We start from the raw sequence: 17,534 nt of genomic DNA on the forward strand, positions 1-17,534 counted from the left end.
ATCCAGGCATCAACGCCCTACCCCGCGTTTGGAGCCGAGCCCATGGACACGCCCAGCCGTCGTCCGTTACGGCGTTTCCTCCGCTTCAGCACCCGAGGGCTGATGGCCCTGGTGCTCGCCATCGGCGCGCCGCTGGGCTGGGTCGTCCATCGCGCCCACGTCCAGCGCGACGCCGTGGCCGCGATCCAGCGGGCCGGCGGCGACGTCCGCTACGGCCTGACGTACCGCCCGAAGACCAAGCTCCGGACTCCCGACTGGCTGGCGTCTCTGGTGGGCGTCGATTACCTCGACACGGTCGTCGAGGCTTTCTGCGGTAAGGCCACCGTCGACGCCGATCTCGTCGCCGTCGGCAGGCTGAGCCGTCTGGAAAGCCTGGCCCTTGACACGACCTCCGTCAGCGACGCCGGCCTCGAACATCTGGAGGGGCTCCGTCGCCTTAAGACCCTCCACCTGAATCGGACCGGGACGACGAGTCGAGGGCTCGTCCACCTCAAGGGCATGACGAGCCTCCGGGTCCTGGGTCTTAGCGGCACGAAGGTCGACGGGGCCGGAATGGAACATCTCCGTGGGTTGACCAACCTTGAGACCCTGAGCCTCGACGATACGAGAGTCGACGACGCCGGCCTGGCGCATCTGAAGGGGTTGACCGGTCTCCTTACATTGGACCTCTCGGGCACCGCCGTGACCGACGCCGGCCTGGAGAACCTCCAAGGGATGAGCGGCCTCGCCAAATTGTATCTCTCGAAGACCGCCGTGACCGACGCCGGCCTGGTGAACCTCCGAGGGATGAGCGGCCTCGCCTTGCTGTGGCTCTGGAAGACCGCCGTGACCGACGCCGGCCTGGTGAACCTTCGAGGAATGAACAAGCTCAAGGAACTGGTCCTGTCGGGGACGGCCATCGCCGGCCCCGGCCTGGTCCATCTCCAGCAGCTTCCCGCCCTGTGGATCCTGAGTCTCAGCTCGACGCCCGTCACGGACGCCGGGCTGGTGAACCTCAAGGGAATGGACAAGCTCAAGGACCTGAACCTGTCGGGGACGCCCGTCACGGACGCCGGCATGGTGCATCTGGCGGGCCTGCCGTCGCTGGGGCAACTTGAGTTGAAAGGGACGCAGATCGGCGACGCCGGGCTTGCGCACCTGGACCGCCTGCGCGCCTTAAGGTGGCTGAACCTCTCCAACACAAGGGTCACGACCGCCGGCCTGGCGGCCTTCGAAGGGTTGTCGCGCCTCATCTTCCTGGACCTCTCCGGTACGAAGATCGACGATGCATCGCTGGCGCGACTGGCCGGGGGGGCGATCTTGGGCCCGCGCACACTCTGGCTCAGGGACACGCCGATCACCGACGCCGGCCTGGTCCACTTGACCGGGCTTTCACGACTGGCCGTCCTGGACCTCATAAACACCCATGTGACCGACGCCGGCGTCGCACGACTCGCAAAAGCCATGCCGCAACTACTGGTACGCCGGGCCCTTCCACCCCGAGGCTGATTTTGCGGGTTCGACGCCCGTTCTTCTCCTTGCCTGTTATTGTGTTCACTGCGAGCGTGTCGATATTATGGTCAGGTTTAACATTTGCGTGATGAAATCGGCCGGCGGGATGTTACAATGCGGCCCTGGATTTGATCCTGCCGATCGAGATTCTATAGAGTCTCCGCCCCTTGCAGGTTTGCGTCGACTGGTGAGAGTTCTCGCCGGGCCGACGATCCCACCGGAACCGAAGCTTAGGAAATACCTCGCGCGACCGAAGCGCACTCCCGATACGGCTGAGGAGCACAACCTGATGAGCCTGTCGAAGAGAAGGATAGACGAGTGTCGTCGCGGGGCCGCCGCGTTGCTGGCCCTGGGGCTGACGACCGCCGCGGTCGTGGCCGACGACAAGGCGAAGGCCGAGCCGGCGGCGCCGGCGAAGGTCAGCTATGACAAGCAGGTCAGGCCCATCTTCCAGGCTCACTGCCAGGGGTGCCACCAGCCGGCCAAGGCGGGGGGCGACTATGTGATGACCAGCTTCGACCGGCTGATCAAGGGAGGCGAATCGGGTGAGAAGGCGGTTGCGTCCGGCAAGCCCGGCGAGAGCCATCTCATCGAGGCGATCACGCCCCACGACGGCAAGGCGGAGATGCCGCGGAATCAGCCGCCGCTGAACCCGGCGGAGATCGAGCTGATCGCCAAGTGGATCGGCCAGGGGGCGGTCGACGACACGCCGCAGGGGGCGAAGTCGAAGTACGACGCCGAGCATCCTCCCGTGTACACGAGGCCCTCGGTAGTGCCGTCGCTGGCGTTCTCGCCCGACGGAAAGCTGCTGGCCGTGGCCGGGTTCCACGAGGTCCTGCTGTGGAAGGCCGACGGTTCTGAGCTGGTCGGCCGCCTCGTCGGGCTCTCCGAGCGGATCAACTCGCTGGCGTTCGCGCCCGACGGCAAGAAGCTGGCGGTGGCCGGCGGCAATCCGTCGCGGCTCGGCGAGGTCCAGATCTGGGACGTCGCCACGCGGAAGCTCGCCCTCTCGGCGCCGACCACGTTCGACACCGTCTTCGGCGTGAGCTGGTCGCCCGACGGGACCAAGATCGCCTACGGATGCACCGACAACTCGGTCCGGGCGATCGACGCCAAGACCGGGGCGCAGATCCTGTTCATGGGCTCGCACAGCGACTGGGCGCTCGACACGGTCTTCTCGCCCAGCGGCACGCATCTGGTCTCGGTCGGCCGCGACATGTCGGCCAAGTTGACCGAGGTCGCGACCCAGCGGTTCGTCGACAACATGACCTCGATCACCCCCGGAGCGCTCAAGGGGGGCCTGGCGGCCGTCGCCCGGCATCCGAGCCGCGACGAGGTCGTGATCGGCGGCGCCGACGGCCGTCCCAAGGTGTATCGAATGATCCGCCAGACGGTGCGGGTGATCGGCGACGACTCGAACCTGATGCGCGAGCTGCCGGCGTTGCCCGGCCGCGTCTACGGCGTGGCGGTGAGCGCCGACGGCAAGCGGATCGCCGCCGCCAGCAGCCTTGAGTCCGCCTCGGGCGAGGTCGCCGTCTACTCGTACGAGTTCGACCCGGCCTATCCCGACGACATCAAGGCGATCCAGCAGAAGGTGGTGACGACCCGGTCGGCGGAGGAGAACAAGAAGCTGGACGCCTACCACGCGGCGGGCGTCAAGGAGATCTCCCGGTTCAAGACGACGACCGGCGGCCTCTACGCGACGGCCTTCCGGCCCGACCGCGCGGTGCTCGCGACGGCGGGCGGCGACGGCCTCGTCCGCCTGCTCGACCCCGAGACCGGCAAGCTGATCAAGGAGTTCGTCCCGGTGCCGATCGCCGGTTCGGCCGACGGCAATCTCGCCGCCTCGGGCCGGTCGGGCCCGCTGGCGATGCCCGAGGAGCCGGCGCCGACCGACAAGCTCGCGTCCGACGCCGTCGTGACCGGTCTCGAGGTCGAGCCCAAGGCGATCGACCTCCATTCGCCGGTCGAATACGCGCAGCTCGTGGCGACGGCCAAGCTCGCCTCGGGAGAGCGGGTCGACGTGACCCGGCAGGTCGCGTTCAAGCCCTCGGGCGCCGACGTCGAGGTGTCGCGCGGCGGGCTCGTCAAGCCTCGGACCGACGGCAAGGGCAAGCTGGTCCTGACCTTCGCCGACAAGAGCGTCGAGGTCCCCGTGACGGTCCAGGGCGTGTCGGCCCCGATGCGTCCCGACTTCGTCCGCGACGTCGCCCCGGTCATGTCGCGGCTCGGCTGCAACGCCGGGACCTGCCACGGCTCGGCCCAGGGCAAGAACGGCTTCAAGCTCTCGCTTCGCGGCTACGACCCGCTGTTCGACGTCACGGCCCTGGTCGACGACAACGCGGCCCGGCACGTCAACCTCGCCTCGCCCGAAGACAGCATGATGCTCGACAAGCCGACGGGCTCCGTGCCCCACGGCGGCGGCCAGCTTTTCAAGCCAGGCGACGCGTACTATGAGATCCTCCGGTCGTGGATCGCCCAGGGAGCGAAGCTCGACCGCAACGCCCCCAAGGTGGCCCGCCTCGACGTCTTCCCCAAGGACCCCATCGTCCAGCTCCCCGGCGCGCTCCAGCAGCTTCGGGTCGTGGCGACCTACCACGACGGCCTGGTCCGCGACGTCACCCGCGAGGCGTTCCTGGAGAGCGGCAACGGCGAAGTCGCCACCACCAGCCGCTCCGGCCTCGTCACCGCCGTCCGCCGCGGCGAAGCGCCGATCCTCGTCCGGTACGAAGGGGGTTACGCCTCGACCACGCTCACGGTCATGGGCGACCGCAAGGGGTTCGTCTGGAGCCAGCCGCCGAGCTACGGCAAGATCGACGACCTCGTCGCCGCCAAGTGGAATCGGCTCAAGATTCAGCCGTCGGGCCTTTGCACCGACGCCGAGTTCCTCCGCCGCGCCTCGCTCGACCTCACCGGGCTCCCCCCGACGAGCGACGAGGTCCGCGCGTTCCTCGCCGACGCCCGCGACTCCAAGGTCAAGCGCGAGGCCCTTGTCGACCGCCTGATCGGCTCGCCGGCCTACGTCGACTACTGGACGAACAAGTGGGCCGACCTGCTCCAGGTCAACCGTAAGTTCCTGGGGGTCGAGGGCGCGGCCGCCTTCCGCACCTGGATTCGTGGCCAGGTGGCCGCCGACGTGCCGTACGACGCGTTCGTCAAGGCGGTCATGACGGCCTCGGGCTCGAACCACGACAACCCGCCGGCCGCCTACTACAAGATTCTTCGCGATCCCGAGTCGACGATGGAGAACACCACCCAGCTCTTCCTGGGAGTGCGGTTCAACTGCAACAAGTGCCACGACCACCCGTTCGAGAAGTGGACCCAGGACCAGTACTACCAGACCGCCGCCTTCTTCGCGCAGGTCGACCTCCAGGCCGACCCGGCCAGCGCCGGCAAGATGATCGGCGGGACCGACGTCGAGTCTCCCAAGCCGCTTTATGAGAAGGTGTCCGACGCCGGCAAGACCGAGGTCGTCCACGACCGGACCAAGCAGCCGACGCCTCCCAAGTTCCCCTACCCGGTCAATTATGAGAAGCCCCCGGCCGGCTCGCCGCGGCGGGTCGAGCTGGCCTCGTGGCTGACCTCGAAGGAGAACCCGTACTTCGCCCGGGGCTACGTCAACCGCCTCTGGGGTTACCTGTTCGGAGTGGGGATCATCGAGCCTCTCGACGACGTCCGCGCCGGCAACCCGGCGTCGAACCCCGAGCTGCTCGACTACCTGACCGGCGAGTTCGTGAAGGGGGGCCTGAGCGCTCGCAAGATCATCAAGGAGATCTGCACCTCGCGGACGTATCAGCTCTCGGTCGAGACCAACGAGTGGAACGCCGACGACAAGGTGAACTACGCCCACGCCATCGCCCGCCGGCTGCCGGCCGAGGTCTTGCTCGACGCGGTGAACCAGGCGACCGGCTCGACCTCGGCGTTCCCCGGCGTCGCCGCCGGCACCCGCGCCGCCGCCTTGCCCGACTCGGGCGTCGAACTGCCCAGCGGCTTCTTGACCACGTTCGGCCGTCCCGCCCGCGAGAGCGCCTGCGAGTGCGAGCGGAGCAGCGGGCTTCAGCTCGGGCCGATCATGGCGCTGGTGAGCGGCCCCACCCTGGCCGACGCCATCGCCGATCCGGCGAACGAGGTGACCAAACTCGTCGCCCGCGAGGCGGACGACTCGAAGCTGATCGACGAGCTGTTCGTTCGCATCCTCAATCGGTCGGCCAGTCCCGGCGAGATCGCCGCCTGCCGCGCCGACCTCCAGTTGATCGACGACGACCACAAGAAGCTCGCCGAGACGCTCGGCCGCAAGGAGACCGAGTTCGCCCTCAAGCGCCCGCAGCTTGAACGCGAGCGGTCGGCGGCGATCGCCGCCGCCGTGGCGGCCCTGGCCGCGCATGAGAAGGAGCTGGCGCCGAAGCTCGCCCAGCAAGAGAAAGAGAAGGCCGAGAAGACGGCCAAGCTCGAAGCCGACCTGAAGACCTATGAGGCGGGCTTCACGGCCAAGGTCCAGGCGTGGGAGAAGGCCAACGCCGCCGCGGTCGTCAACCGCTGGGCGGTGGTCGAGCCCAAGTCGATGACGGCCTCCAACGGCTCGAAACTGACCAAGGAAGCGGACGGCTCGATCACGGTCGCCGGCGACAACAAGAACGGCGAGGTCGTGATCGTCGCCGACGTCGATCTGGCCGGGATCACCGGCGTCCGGCTCGAAGCCCTCACCGACCCGAAGCTTCCCGCCAAGGGCCCCGGCCGCGCGACCGACGGCAACTTCGTGCTCGCCGAGATCCAGGTTTCGGCCGCTCCCAAGGCGACTCCCGACAAGGCCAAGCCGGTCGTGTTGCAAACCCCCCTCGCCGACTTCAGCCAGGACAATTTCGAGGTCGCCAAGGTGATCGACGGCAAGATCGACCAGGGGGGCTGGGCCGTCTCGCCCCGGGCCGGCATGCTCCACTGGGCGACCTTCGAAACCAAGGAGCCCATCGGCGGGCCGGGAGGGACGACGTTGACCTTCAAGCTCCACCACCAGTTCAACGACGTCTGGACCCTCGGCCGGTTCCGAATTTCGGTCACCCGCCAGGCCAAGCCCGGCCTGAGCCTTCCCGAAGACCTTCGCGCCGTACTGGCCGTGGCCCCCGAAGTCCGGTCGGCCGCCCAGAACGAGGTCTTGCTGTCGTACCACCGGGGGATGGACGCCGATCTTCGCGCGAAGACCGACGCTGTCAACGCGAGCAAGGCCCCGCTGCCGGTCGACGGCAAGCTCACGGCCCTTCGCGCCCAGATCGAACTGCTCAAGAAGCCCGTTCCGGTCGACCCCAAGCTCGTCCAGCTTCGCCACGACCTGGAGATGAGCATCCAGCAAGCCTCGACGCGCCGCCTCACCGCCGCGCAAGACATCGCCTGGGCGCTCATCAACAGCCCGGCGTTTCTGTTCAACCATTAAGGAACTGACAGAGAAGAACGCGATCCAGTCCGCATATGTAAGGATTGAATTGCGTAGGAGGACGTCGCCCGCCATCCGTGGATCGGTGGACGGCGCCCGCCAGCAGGATTTTTGAAACCAGCACAAGTCCCACGCGCCCTACTCGTCGAGAAGGAGTTGAATGATGATCATCGTTCCCGGACAGGCAGGGAAAGACCTCTGCGATCCGCATCTTGGGATGACCCGTCGCGACCTCCTCCGCGTGGGGGGCTCGGGGCTCTTGGGGCTCAGCCTCGGCTCGATGCTCCACCTCCAGGCGGCGTCGGCGAAGGCCGCCGACCAGACCGGCGGCGGCGCGTTGGGCGCGCCCGGCTGGGGCAAGGCCAAGAGCATCATCATGGTCTACCTTCAGGGCGGCCCCAGCCATCTCGACCTCTGGGACCCCAAGGAAGGCGTGCCCGACAACGTCAAGAGCGTCTTCAAGAAGATCTCCACCAAGGTCCCCGGGATCGACGTCACCGAGAACCTCCCCAAGCTGGCGCAGATCACCGATAAGTTCACGTTCATTCGGTCGATGAGCTACACGCCCAACGGCCTGTTCAACCACACGGCCGCCATCTACCAGATGATGACCGGCTACACGACCGACAAGGTCAGCCCGTCCGGCCAGCTTGAGCCGCCGAACCCGAAGGACTTCCCCAACTTCGGCTCGCAGATCATTCGCCTGCGGCCGCAGAACGTGCCGATGCTGCCGTTCGTGATGCTCCCTCGCCCGCTCCAGGAGAGCGGCGTCGTGGGCAAGGGGGGGACCGCCGGCTTCCTCGGCAAGGCGTACGACCCGTATACGCTCTACCCCGACGGCGACGACATGGACCAGACCAAGATGGAGCGGATCAAGGTCGAAGACCTCCAGCTCCGCCCCGAGGTCTTCGCCCTTCGCCTCCAGCGCCGGGCCAAGCTCCGCGACGCCTTGAACGCCGGCATGAAGGCGGTCGACGAGGCCGTTTCCGACTACAAGCTCAACGAGTACTACGATCGGGCGCTCAGCCTGGTTGCCTCGGGCCGGGCGCGCGACGCCTTCAACATCCAGGCCGAGGACGACAAGACCCGCGACCTCTACGGCCGCAACACGTTCGGCCAGAGCTGCCTGCTGGCCCGCCGGCTGGTCGAGGCCGGCACCAAGGTCGTCGAGGTCATCTGGCCCAAGGTCGCCAACTCCGACAACCACTCGTGGGACCACCACACCGACCTGACCTCACGGATGCGCGACCGCTCTGGCCCGATGCTCGACCAGGGCCTCTCCGGCCTTCTGATCGACCTCGACCAGCGCGGCATGCTCGACGACACGCTGGTCGTCGCCGTGGGCGAGTTCGGCCGCAGTCCGCAGAAGGGCGTGAGCACCTCCGGCAACGGCAACAGCGCCGACGGCCGCGACCACTGGCCGTACTGCTACACGGCGGTCGTCGCCGGCGCCGGGATCAAGCGTGGCCACATCCACGGCCAGTCCGACAAGACCGGCTCCGCTCCGCTCTCCGACCCGGTCCACCCCGGCGAGCTGCTGGCGACCATCTACCACACCTTCGGCATCGACCCGGCCACCATGGTCATGAACCACCTGAACCAGCCCCGCGAGCTGGTCAAGGCCGACGCCCTCACCCGGCTGTTCGGCTGACCCCGGGCCGCTGAACCCGACGACCACAAGGCGGCGCGAGGATGGTTGAAGAACCGCCCCGCGCCGCCTTTCGAGTTTCATATCCCCTTCGTTTCTCAACCCAACGGGCGGCCGTCATGCTTCGCATCGCACTTCTCTTGTTGATCGTCTCGCAGGCCCCGGCCGAGTCCCCCGAGGTCAAGAAAGAGCTGGCGAAGCACCAGGGGGTCTGGGCGACGGAGTCGTTCCACCGCGACGGCAAGGACACGCCCGACGCGATCGCGCGGTCGATCACCCGGACCGTCGACGGCGACCACGTCGTCTGGAAGCGGAACGGCAAGAGCTTCTCCGGCTCGACCATCGTCCTCGACCCGACCGCCGATCCCAAGACCATCGACATCCTCGCCGACGGCGGCCCCGCCCGCGACAAGCGCGTGCTCGGCATCTACAAGCTCGAAGACGACCGCCTCACCATCTGCACGTCCGACGCCGACCAACCCCGCCCCAAAGACTTCAAGGCCGAGAAAGACAGCAAGCGGACCCTTATGGTCTTCACCCGCGAGAAGACCGAGGCCAAGCTGTGACCAAGTACTCATCGGTCTTCGTCTGGGTCGGAGGCGGACTTGGAACTTACCGATGAACGCCTTGATTTCTAGGTGCGACACTTGTAAGATCGGAGCGAGGATCGGGGAGGCGGCGAGGTCGAACGAGTGAGGCTTCGATGAAGATAAAACGACGACGCATTGCGATATGTTCTATCCTGCTCGTAACTTGCTCGGCCGCGATTCCAGCTCGCACAGACGGCATGCACGAGGTTCGGGGCCGAGTGGTCGGCCAAGACGGCAAGGCCGTGGCGGGTGCCGCCGTCGGCTGTTTCTGGAGGGCGAACGGGACGGGCAACGGGCCGGACGGCAAGCAGCTCGACCTCGAGGACCCGGTGAAGCTCAAGGAGTTCTGGGGCAACCTGGGCCGGATGGAGCCGGTCGGCCGGGATTCCGCGACGACCGACGCCGAGGGCCGATTCGCCGTCACGATCAAGGCGTCGAGACACGCCCTAATGGCGATGGACTCCCCGCGCGAACGGGGGGGACTGGTCGTGCTGCCGAAAGGGAAGGACGACGAGCCCGTCGAGATCCGCGTCGGCCCCATGGTCAAGGTCCGAGGCGCCTTGAAGGACCCGTCGGCCAAGGGCGAAACGGGCTGGACTCACGTTTATGTGAATATGCCGGATGATCCCGAGCGTCCGCTCGATGCCACGAGGCTCGTCAGTTGCGGTTCGTTCGACTCCAGGTTCGAGATGTCGTTGCCCCCCGGCCCCTACGTCCTCGACGGGTACACCGAGGCGAGGGACGCGGACCTCGGCCCAGCTAAGACGATCGTGCTCGCCGCCGGCGACGCCGAAGTGGATCTCGGCGTCCTCCTACTGTCGAAGGTCAAGGACGACATCGCCGCCAGGTCCGAACGAGGCAAGTCCGATGGGACGTGGATCGACGTGGCGCAGCGCTTCGGAAGGCCCGCGCCGGAGTGGCGTCTCACCGACGCGCGGGGCGTTCCCAAGGGCGCCCGGGTTCAAGACTTCCGCGGCAAATGGCTGCTGATCTACTTCTGGGGTTTCGGATGCGCCCCGTGCCTCGGGACCGAGCTGCCCGCGCTGGCCCGGTTTTACGAGGACCACCAGGCGGATCGCAACCGGTTCGAAGTCGTGGCGGTCTGTATTGACGACGATGAGGCTTCGACCTCGATGGCCGCCGTCGATCGCAAGCTCGAGAACGTCGTCAAACACGTGTGGGGCGGAAAGGCGCTCCCATTCCCTGTCGTCCTCGACGCTTCCTATCAGTCGATGGAGAACTTCGGAGTCACGAGGTTCGGCCCCTTGCTGGTCGATCCCGACGGCGACCTCATCCTCGGCGATCTGACCACTCTGACGGAGAAACTCAAGCGGGTCGAGCCGCCGACCAGGCCGTGATTGGGCGAGACGACGAAACACATCATCCCTGTCTAATATCATATCAAAAAAAACACGAGCGACTCCACGTCGCCTTTCCCGCCGCCCATCGATCGCGGATCCATTCCGATCCGTCGACTCGCGTTAATTTTCTAACGAATAGCCTTGCCGTCGGCTTGTCTCGACGTTAGCCTTGAGTGAAGTTAACGAATTCACGGGAGGACGAGGCCATGGCGAGGGGGCGTTCCGAGACGCTGACGGCGCGCGAGGCGCAGATCATGGACGTGGTCTGGCGGCTGGGCGAGGCGACGGCCGAGCAGATCCGCGAGGGACTTGAGGATCGTCCGCACGATTCGACGATCCGGACGCTGCTGCGGATCTTGGAGACGAAGGGGTTCCTCGCGCATGAGGCGCGGGGCAAGGCGTACCTGTACCGCGCCGCGGTCGAGCGGGAGCGGGCGCAGGGGCTGGCGCTGCGGAGCATGCTGGCGCAGTTTTTTCGAGGGTCGGCCGAGGACCTGGTCCTCCGGCTGATCGAGGACGAGCAGATCACGCCCGAGCAGCTTGACGAGCTGCGCCGGGCGTCGCCCGCTCCGTCCCCGAAGGTCAAGCGGGCGAGTCGTCGCGGGGGAGAGGGGAAAGACGCGAAATCGGGAGGATGACCATGGACCACGTCTTCGGCTGGGTTTCCTCGGGGGCGGTCGGGCCCCTCGTCGTTGCATTCGATGCGATCTTCAGGGCGACCGTCTTGCTCGTCCTCGCCTTCGGGGCGCACGCCGCCCTCGGGCGGTCGCGGGCGCTGGTGCGCTCGGCGCTCTGGAACGCCTGCCTGATCGGCCTGCTGCTGATCCCGGCGTCCATCCTGGCGCTGCCGAGGCTCGTCATTTCGGCCCCCCGGCTGGCGGCGACCCCTCCGGCCGCCGCTCCGGTTCAAGAGGCGCTGTTCACGCCGGCTCCCATGCCGATGCGGGTCGAGGGGCCGGCGCCGTTCCCGCCATCCGGATTGGATGAAGGGCGAACGTCTGTTCGACCATCCCACGAGCCCACCGCCGAGCCGCCGGCGCGCGCTCGGTTCGACGTCGCGATCCTGGCGCTGGGCGTGTATCTCGCCGTTGCGATGCTCCTCGCGGCGCGGTTAGCCGTAGCGTTGGCGCTGGTTCATAGCATGAAACGCCGATGCGAGCCGTCGACGGGCCGGGAATGGATCGAGGCGCTGGAGCGATGGCGGAAGACGCTAGGGATCGGCCGTCCCGTCGTATTGCTGGAGTCGGAACGCGTGTCGGTCCCGGTCGTCGTGGGCTGGCTGCGGCCATCGATCATACTGCCGACGCGGTTGAGCGGGGCGGAGAATCGCCCCATGATCGACGCGGTTTTGTTGCACGAGCTGAGCCACGTCCGGCGCGGGGATTTCGGCTGGAATCTGGTGCGTAAGCTCGTCCAGATCGCCTACTGGCCGCACCCCCTGGTCTGGCCGCTCGGTCGGGTCGTCGGGGCCGTCCGCGAACAGGCCTGCGACGACCTTTGCATCCACGTTTTGGGCGCGGCATCGACTTACCGGGCGTCGCTTCTCGAAGTCGCCTCGGGCCTGGTCCGACGCCCCGACCCGGCGCTCGGCCTCGCCATGGCGCGTTCCACGAACCTCGGCAAGCGGCTGGCCTGGATCGACCGCAGCCGAGGCGCGTCGCGTTGCGTGATGCCCGCGCCGACGCGACTCGCGCTCGCCGGAGCGGTGCTGGCCGTCGCCGGCACGATCGGCTCGATCGAGCTGAGTCGGGCGACGGCGGCCGAAGAACCGAAACCCGTCGCGCCGAAGCCAGCCGAAGCCGTCCCGGCCGCGCAGCCGCCGGCGATCGAGATCGTGGTTACGGCCAAGGACACTGGCAAGCCGCTGGCGGGGGTGACGGTCCGGTCGTTGATCGACTTCACCCACATCGAGCAGAAGACCGACCGCGAAGGCAGGGTCGTGGTTGACCTCTCCAGGCGTCTGTTTCAGGACACATTCGGCTTCGACGTCTGGGTCGACGGCTATATCCAGCAACGGTTCTTCTTCGCCCAGAATGATGCCAGGAATCCAAGAATACCGTCGCGTTTCGTCGTCGAGCTGCTGCCCGCCGAAGAGACGCTCGGCGGCGCGGTGACGGACGAAGCGGGCCACCCGATTGCCGGGGTGAAGGTCCGGATCTGGGGCCATCTGGGCGAGAAGAAGAAAAAAAGCGAGCTGGCCTACAAGGTGGACGCGGTCACCGACGCGCAAGGCCGGTGGCGCTCTCGGTGTTTCCGAGGGTTGAAGTTCGCCTACCTCTACCTCTCGCATCCCGACTACCTGACCGACGACGACGCGCCGGAGCGCCGCCACGGCCGTCCTGATCCGTCCGATCCCGTCGAGCCGGGCGCTCGCACCATGGAGGTCGTGCGCGATTTCTCCGACGTTCAGATCCTCAAGAAAGGCGTCGCGATTTCCGGGACGGTGGTCGACGACCAGGGTCGGCCGATTTCTAACGCCGATATTGCATGGTTCCCCACAACCGACGAAACGAACCTGCAAGAAGAGATGCCGACGGCGGCGACCGACGCCCGGGGCGACTTCCGATTCCCTCACGCCCGGCCCGGCCGCCTGACCTTGCAAATCAAGGCCTCGGGGCATGCGCCGGAGCTGAAGCGAATTGAGGCCAAGGCAGGCGCGCAGCCCGTCGCGATCCAGCTCAGGGCGGCCCACACTCTCGCCGGCCGCGTCGTCGATTCGAAGGGAAAGCCGATCCCGGACGTTTTCGTCAACATCGACACCTGGCGCGGCACCCGGGCGCTCCGCGTCTTTTTGAAGTCCGACGCCGACGGCCGGTTCCGCTGGAACGACGCCCCGGCCGACTCCGTCTCCATCAACGCCAGCCGCTCCGGTTTCAAATCCGTAAGTAGAAGGTCCGCATCCCCGGAGGAAGGGGATATCCTCCTGGAGCTGAAGCGCGCACTCTCCGTCAGCGGCTGGATTCGCGACGCCGAGACGAACGCAACAGTCGACCAGACCCGGCTTGAAGTCGGCGTCCCGGACCCGAAGACCGGCGCGTACACCTGGTCCGAGGATATGCAGGTCTTCGCATTCCAGGGCCGCATTCAAGCCGATATCGACGCCGACAAGGCGAGCGAGTTCCGCCTGCGATTCATCGCGAACGGCTACGCGCCGACCGAGTCGCGCACCTTCCGGAATGACGAGGGACAGGTCGAGTACGACGTCAAGCTCGCCAAGGCGAAGCCCGGCGCGGAGGACGTGCTCTCGGGCGTCGTGCTTCGCCCCGACGGCAAGCCGCTCGAAGGTGCGGACGTGACCGTGACTTATCCGGCCGGCGGGAAGGATCGCTTTCCGGTCGCCCTCGTCGAGGACGGCAAACTCCCGCCGAGCAAGGATCAGACGATCGCGAAGACCGACGCCCAGGGGCGGTTCCGGGTGGCCCACTCGCCCGATCCCGAGGCAAGTCGCTACGCCCTGGTCGTCGTGCATCCTGAATGCTACGCTGAGGTCCCCCGCGCCGCGTTCGAGGCGGATTCGACGATCAAGGCGCTCCCTTGGGGCCGCATCGAAGGAACAGCGCGGATCGGAAGCAAGCCGGCCTCGGGCGCCGCGATCCGTTACGGTGCCGAGCGGATGGCCCCGGGAGAGCCCGTTGCGTTCTACACTGGGACGGCGATGGCCGACGAGCAGGGCCGGTTCGTCGCGCCTTTCGCCGTGGCCGGCGACGCTCGCGTCTCCCTGCAACGCGACGGGGACTGGTGCACCGGCGTTCTCGTGGAGGTCAAGGCTGGCGCGACTACGCGGGCCGATGTCGGCGGCGTGGGGCGGCCCGTGATCGCCCGGATCGCCGCGCCCGAAGGAGGGGGCCCGGACGCGGACCACGTCTTGAACTCGGAGTTCTCAATTAACAACGAGCTACTGCCCGTTCCCTATCCGAAAGACGTCTTGAGCGGTCCCGACAAGGCGAACGCGTGGCTCAAGCAGTGGTGGGGTTCCCCCGAGGGGCGCGCCCATCGCCGCGACAACTGGTTCAACATCCTTAAGCGGAAGCTCCAGCCGGACGGCACGATCCGGGTCGATGACGTCCCCCCCGGCTCGTACCGCCTTCGCCTCACCTACAGCGCCGATCCGATCTTCGGCTTTCGCTTGCCGGAGGGGATGCTGGTCGCGACGAAGCAGTTCACGATCCCCGCGATCCCCGGCGGGCGGAGCGACGAGCCGCTCGACCTGGGCGAGCTGCGGCCGGCGCCGAAGGCCGCGCTCAAGGTCGGCGAGGCCGCGCCGGCGTTCGACGTCGAGTCGCTGAGTGGCGGTCGGATCAAGCTGGAGGACTTCCGCGGCAAGTACGTCCTGCTCGACTTCTGGGCGACATGGTGCGGCCCCTGCGTCGCCGAGATCCCGGAGCTGAAGAAGGTCCACGACCGCTTCGGCAAGGACGAGAGGTTCGCGATGATCAGTCTCAGCCTTGACGCCGGCAAGGACGCGCCCCGCAAATTCGTGGCCGAGAAAGGCGTCGCCTGGCCCCAGGGATTCGTCGGAGATTGGCCCGACGGCGGCCCCCAGGCCGCCTACCACGTCGAGGCCATCCCGGCGATGTTCCTGATCGCCCCTGACGGCACGCTGAAAGCCCAGGGCCTGCGCGGCGACGCGGTCGAGGCAGCCGTCTCGCAGGTGTTGAAATCGAAATAGGCTGTCGCGAGCATGCCTTCTCCCCGAATGTGGGGAGAAGGCGGCCGAGGGCCGGATGAGGTGGGGCGCGACGGCCTTTGGAAAACCCCTCATCCGCCGCTGCGCGGCACCTTCTCCCGCAAGGGGAGAAGGGAATTCAGATCCGGCTCGTGCGTAACGCAACAAGCGAGCCGCGCTACTCGGCGGCTGGCAGCAGGTCGTCGACGGTTACGCGGCCGAGGTCGCGGCCGTCGACGGCGACCGGGATCGAATCGCCGCGTCGGAAATCGAGGCGGGATCGATAGCCGTGGGCCGGGTCGGGATCGCTGTAAACTTCGACGAGGCCGTCGATGAGGTTGACGATCCAGTAGACCGGAATGCCGCCCGAAGCGTAGAGGCGTCCCATGACGTCGCGGTCGACGGCGAGGCTTGACGCGGCGATCTCGATGACCAGGCCGACGTCGCTCGCCGTCACGTCGCGGGTCGCATAATCGACGACTCGCCCACGCACCAGCGCCAGGTCGGGCTCAGGCTTGCTCCAGTCCGACGCGACGATCGGATCTTCCTTGGCGACGTGCCAGCCCGGCGGAACGATCCGCATGAGGGCCGCAAGCCCAAGCTTGCCCGCCTGAACGTGGGGACGATTTCGACTCATCTTGGTGACCAGCAGGCCGTCGATCAGTTCCAAGTCTTCGGATTGGCTAATCGTCCCGTTCTCGATCATTCGGTCGTACTGCGACACGGTGAGTCGGGAGAGACGCGACGTCAGAAGCGGGCTGATCGCGACAGGCAAGGGCGTTGCGGGCGTCGTCGTTGACATCGGGCTTGCTCCATGGGGCTCTCACCCCATGTTAACGATTCGATGATCGATCGAGAACCGCCGGCCCTTGGGCGACTTGAAGTCGAAGATGCCGAGGCCCAGGCGGGCGGCCAGCGCGATGTGCTGGGGCTGGCGGACGTCGAAGCCTTCGGTCCCCAGCGGGTCGAGGACGAGCTTGCCGGAGGCGCCGACGGGAGGCAGGCCCTTCTCCTTGCGCTTGGCGTCGATCGCGCGCCAGAGGACGTGGTCCATGGCGACGGGGTCGGTCGCGAACAACAGCGCGTTGTTCTCCCACGTCCACTCCGGGCGCGAGGCCGCGGGGCCCCCCTGGTAGACGCCCTTGATGCCGTCCATGATGTGCAGGACGCACTTCTTGCGGATGATCGGGTGGGCGACGACCTGGGGGATGAACTGGTTGCAGACGTTGGTGTCGGGCGTGCCGTGCGACCGGCAGACGTTGTTGACCAGGCCGTGGCTCATGTTCTTGAGCGCTCCGGTCACGCCGGCCGAGCCGTGGTCCTTGAGCACCGGCAAAAGCACGATCTTGTTCACCCGCCGCGTGACGAGTAAGCCGAGGTGCGACCGTCGGTTGCGGTCGTCCTTGGGGTCTTCGCCCTGGCCGATGATCTCCATCACCACGAACTCGTCGGGGTCGTAGCCCGTGACGTTGTCGAGGTTCGGCGTCCGGAGGTCGTCGACCCCTTTCAGGTCGGTCTGATGGGCGTTGTACTCGACCCCCAGGCCGGTCCAGGCGATGCCGTCGGGCAGCGCTTCGTGCATCTTGGCGCCGACGAACTCGTCGCGGTAGCGCTCGAAGGCGACGATGTCCTTCGTCTTGACGCCCGCCGCTTTCAGCCCCTCGATCACTTCGAGCATCAGCTCGCTTGACGAGTTGGCCAGCGGGTTGCCGACCGGGTTCATCTTGATGCCGACCACGTCGCCGGGCTCGAAGAAACTCCGCCACGCGCCAACGGCGTCGTCCGCGCCGGTCAGCTCCTTCATGCCTCGGCCGACGGCCTGCGCGATCGCCTCGCGGTTCTTGACGTCGTTGCGGATCATGTCCGGCTTGCGGACCTCGACGACCCGACCGGGGTAGGGGCCGGGGACGCCCCACTTCTCGTCGGCCGCCGGCTTGCCGGCCGCCGCGCGCGACTCTTGCGCGGAAACCAAGACCGACGGCAGGCTCGCCTGCGCCGCGACCGCCGCCGCCGTCGCGCTCAAGAATCCCCGCCGCTTCAGACCACCGCAAGGATACGTCGACGCCATGGGACGGGCCTCCGAATTGTTTGGGACAAGATCGACCGCGCCAGCGCTGCGCGCTTGAGATTACGACAACTCGATCGGGCGATCAACCGGGGGCAAAGGTTGCGCCTCGCCTCGGTGGATAGGTCGATCAGCGAGACCTGGGTCCAGCGGCAGGGCTCCGCCTTCAACGGCCACATCGGCTGCGTCTGCGGTGATCCCCTATTCGTATTCAGCAGCTTCGGCGACCCGGAGTAGTAGAACCGGAGGGGACGAGGTTGGATTCGAGGCCCCATGCGTCCGGATGAG

The 17,534-nt window shown here is 67.1% G+C and carries 10 protein-coding genes; 8 read left to right on the forward strand and 2 right to left on the reverse strand.

Annotated elements, in window-relative coordinates; all coding sequences use genetic code 11:
• Nucleotides 1–42 precede the first annotated feature (42 nt).
• The 7 genes from BSF38_RS17630 (at nucleotide 43) to BSF38_RS17660 (ending at nucleotide 15,184) form a co-directional block, all read left to right on the forward strand.
• A complete protein-coding gene (locus BSF38_RS17630; RefSeq protein ID WP_076347777.1) occupies nucleotides 43–1,488 on the forward strand; it encodes a leucine-rich repeat domain-containing protein in 1,446 nt (481 codons plus the stop codon).
• Between the two features lie 292 nt (nucleotides 1,489–1,780).
• Complete coding sequence (locus BSF38_RS17635) at nucleotides 1,781–6,916, forward strand: DUF1549 domain-containing protein (RefSeq protein ID WP_076347779.1); 5,136 nt, start codon at nucleotides 1,781–1,783, stop codon at nucleotides 6,914–6,916.
• A gap of 163 nt (nucleotides 6,917–7,079) precedes the next feature.
• Nucleotides 7,080–8,567 carry a DUF1501 domain-containing protein gene (locus BSF38_RS17640; RefSeq protein ID WP_076351053.1) on the forward strand — a complete coding sequence of 496 codons (1,488 nt, stop codon included), beginning with the start codon at nucleotides 7,080–7,082 and terminating at the stop codon, nucleotides 8,565–8,567.
• A 116-nt stretch (nucleotides 8,568–8,683) separates the two neighbouring features.
• Nucleotides 8,684–9,130 carry a TIGR03067 domain-containing protein gene (locus BSF38_RS17645; protein ID WP_168189406.1) on the forward strand — a complete coding sequence of 149 codons (447 nt, stop codon included), beginning with the start codon at nucleotides 8,684–8,686 and terminating at the stop codon, nucleotides 9,128–9,130.
• Between the two features lie 137 nt (nucleotides 9,131–9,267).
• On the forward strand, nucleotides 9,268–10,512 hold the full coding sequence (locus BSF38_RS17650; protein WP_083713038.1) for a redoxin domain-containing protein: 1,245 nt from the start codon (nucleotides 9,268–9,270) through the stop codon (nucleotides 10,510–10,512).
• 209 nt (nucleotides 10,513–10,721) lie between these two features.
• On the forward strand, nucleotides 10,722–11,153 hold the full coding sequence (locus BSF38_RS17655) for a BlaI/MecI/CopY family transcriptional regulator (protein WP_076347785.1): 432 nt from the start codon (nucleotides 10,722–10,724) through the stop codon (nucleotides 11,151–11,153).
• 2 nt (nucleotides 11,154–11,155) lie between these two features.
• Complete coding sequence (locus tag BSF38_RS17660) at nucleotides 11,156–15,184, forward strand: carboxypeptidase regulatory-like domain-containing protein (protein ID WP_076347787.1); 4,029 nt, start codon at nucleotides 11,156–11,158, stop codon at nucleotides 15,182–15,184.
• 175 nt (nucleotides 15,185–15,359) lie between these two features.
• On the opposite strand, the gene BSF38_RS17665 is transcribed toward BSF38_RS17660, so the two are convergent.
• Both BSF38_RS17665 and BSF38_RS17670 read right to left on the reverse strand, forming a co-directional pair.
• On the reverse strand, nucleotides 15,360–15,983 hold the full coding sequence (locus tag BSF38_RS17665; protein ID WP_076347789.1) for a Uma2 family endonuclease: 624 nt from the start codon (nucleotides 15,981–15,983) through the stop codon (nucleotides 15,360–15,362).
• A gap of 21 nt (nucleotides 15,984–16,004) precedes the next feature.
• A complete protein-coding gene (locus BSF38_RS17670; protein WP_076347791.1) occupies nucleotides 16,005–17,249 on the reverse strand; it encodes a DUF362 domain-containing protein in 1,245 nt (414 codons plus the stop codon).
• Between the two features lie 54 nt (nucleotides 17,250–17,303).
• Here BSF38_RS17670 and BSF38_RS31385 point away from each other — a divergent pair, with 54 nt between their 5' ends.
• A complete protein-coding gene (locus BSF38_RS31385) occupies nucleotides 17,304–17,483 on the forward strand; it encodes a hypothetical protein (RefSeq protein ID WP_168189407.1) in 180 nt (59 codons plus the stop codon).
• Nucleotides 17,484–17,534: the final 51 nt, after the last annotated feature.

The organism is Paludisphaera borealis (genome assembly GCF_001956985.1).
In the GTDB taxonomy this organism is placed as follows: Bacteria; Planctomycetota; Planctomycetia; order Isosphaerales; family Isosphaeraceae; genus Paludisphaera; species Paludisphaera borealis.

Bases quoted from the DNA above. Each gene is read 5' to 3' on its own strand.
- BSF38_RS17630 (WP_076347777.1), top strand. From the start codon at position 43: ATGGACACGCCCAGCCGTCGTCCGTTACGGCGTTTCCTCCGCTTCAGC.
- BSF38_RS17635 (WP_076347779.1), top strand. From the start codon at position 1,781: ATGAGCCTGTCGAAGAGAAGGATAGACGAGTGTCGTCGCGGGGCCGCC.
- BSF38_RS17640 (WP_076351053.1), top strand. From the start codon at position 7,080: ATGATCATCGTTCCCGGACAGGCAGGGAAAGACCTCTGCGATCCGCAT.
- BSF38_RS17645 (WP_168189406.1), top strand. From the start codon at position 8,684: ATGCTTCGCATCGCACTTCTCTTGTTGATCGTCTCGCAGGCCCCGGCC.
- BSF38_RS17650 (WP_083713038.1), top strand. From the start codon at position 9,268: ATGAAGATAAAACGACGACGCATTGCGATATGTTCTATCCTGCTCGTA.
- BSF38_RS17655 (WP_076347785.1), top strand. From the start codon at position 10,722: ATGGCGAGGGGGCGTTCCGAGACGCTGACGGCGCGCGAGGCGCAGATC.
- BSF38_RS17660 (WP_076347787.1), top strand. From the start codon at position 11,156: ATGGACCACGTCTTCGGCTGGGTTTCCTCGGGGGCGGTCGGGCCCCTC.
- BSF38_RS17665 (WP_076347789.1), bottom strand. From the start codon at position 15,983: ATGTCAACGACGACGCCCGCAACGCCCTTGCCTGTCGCGATCAGCCCG.
- BSF38_RS17670 (WP_076347791.1), bottom strand. From the start codon at position 17,249: ATGGCGTCGACGTATCCTTGCGGTGGTCTGAAGCGGCGGGGATTCTTG.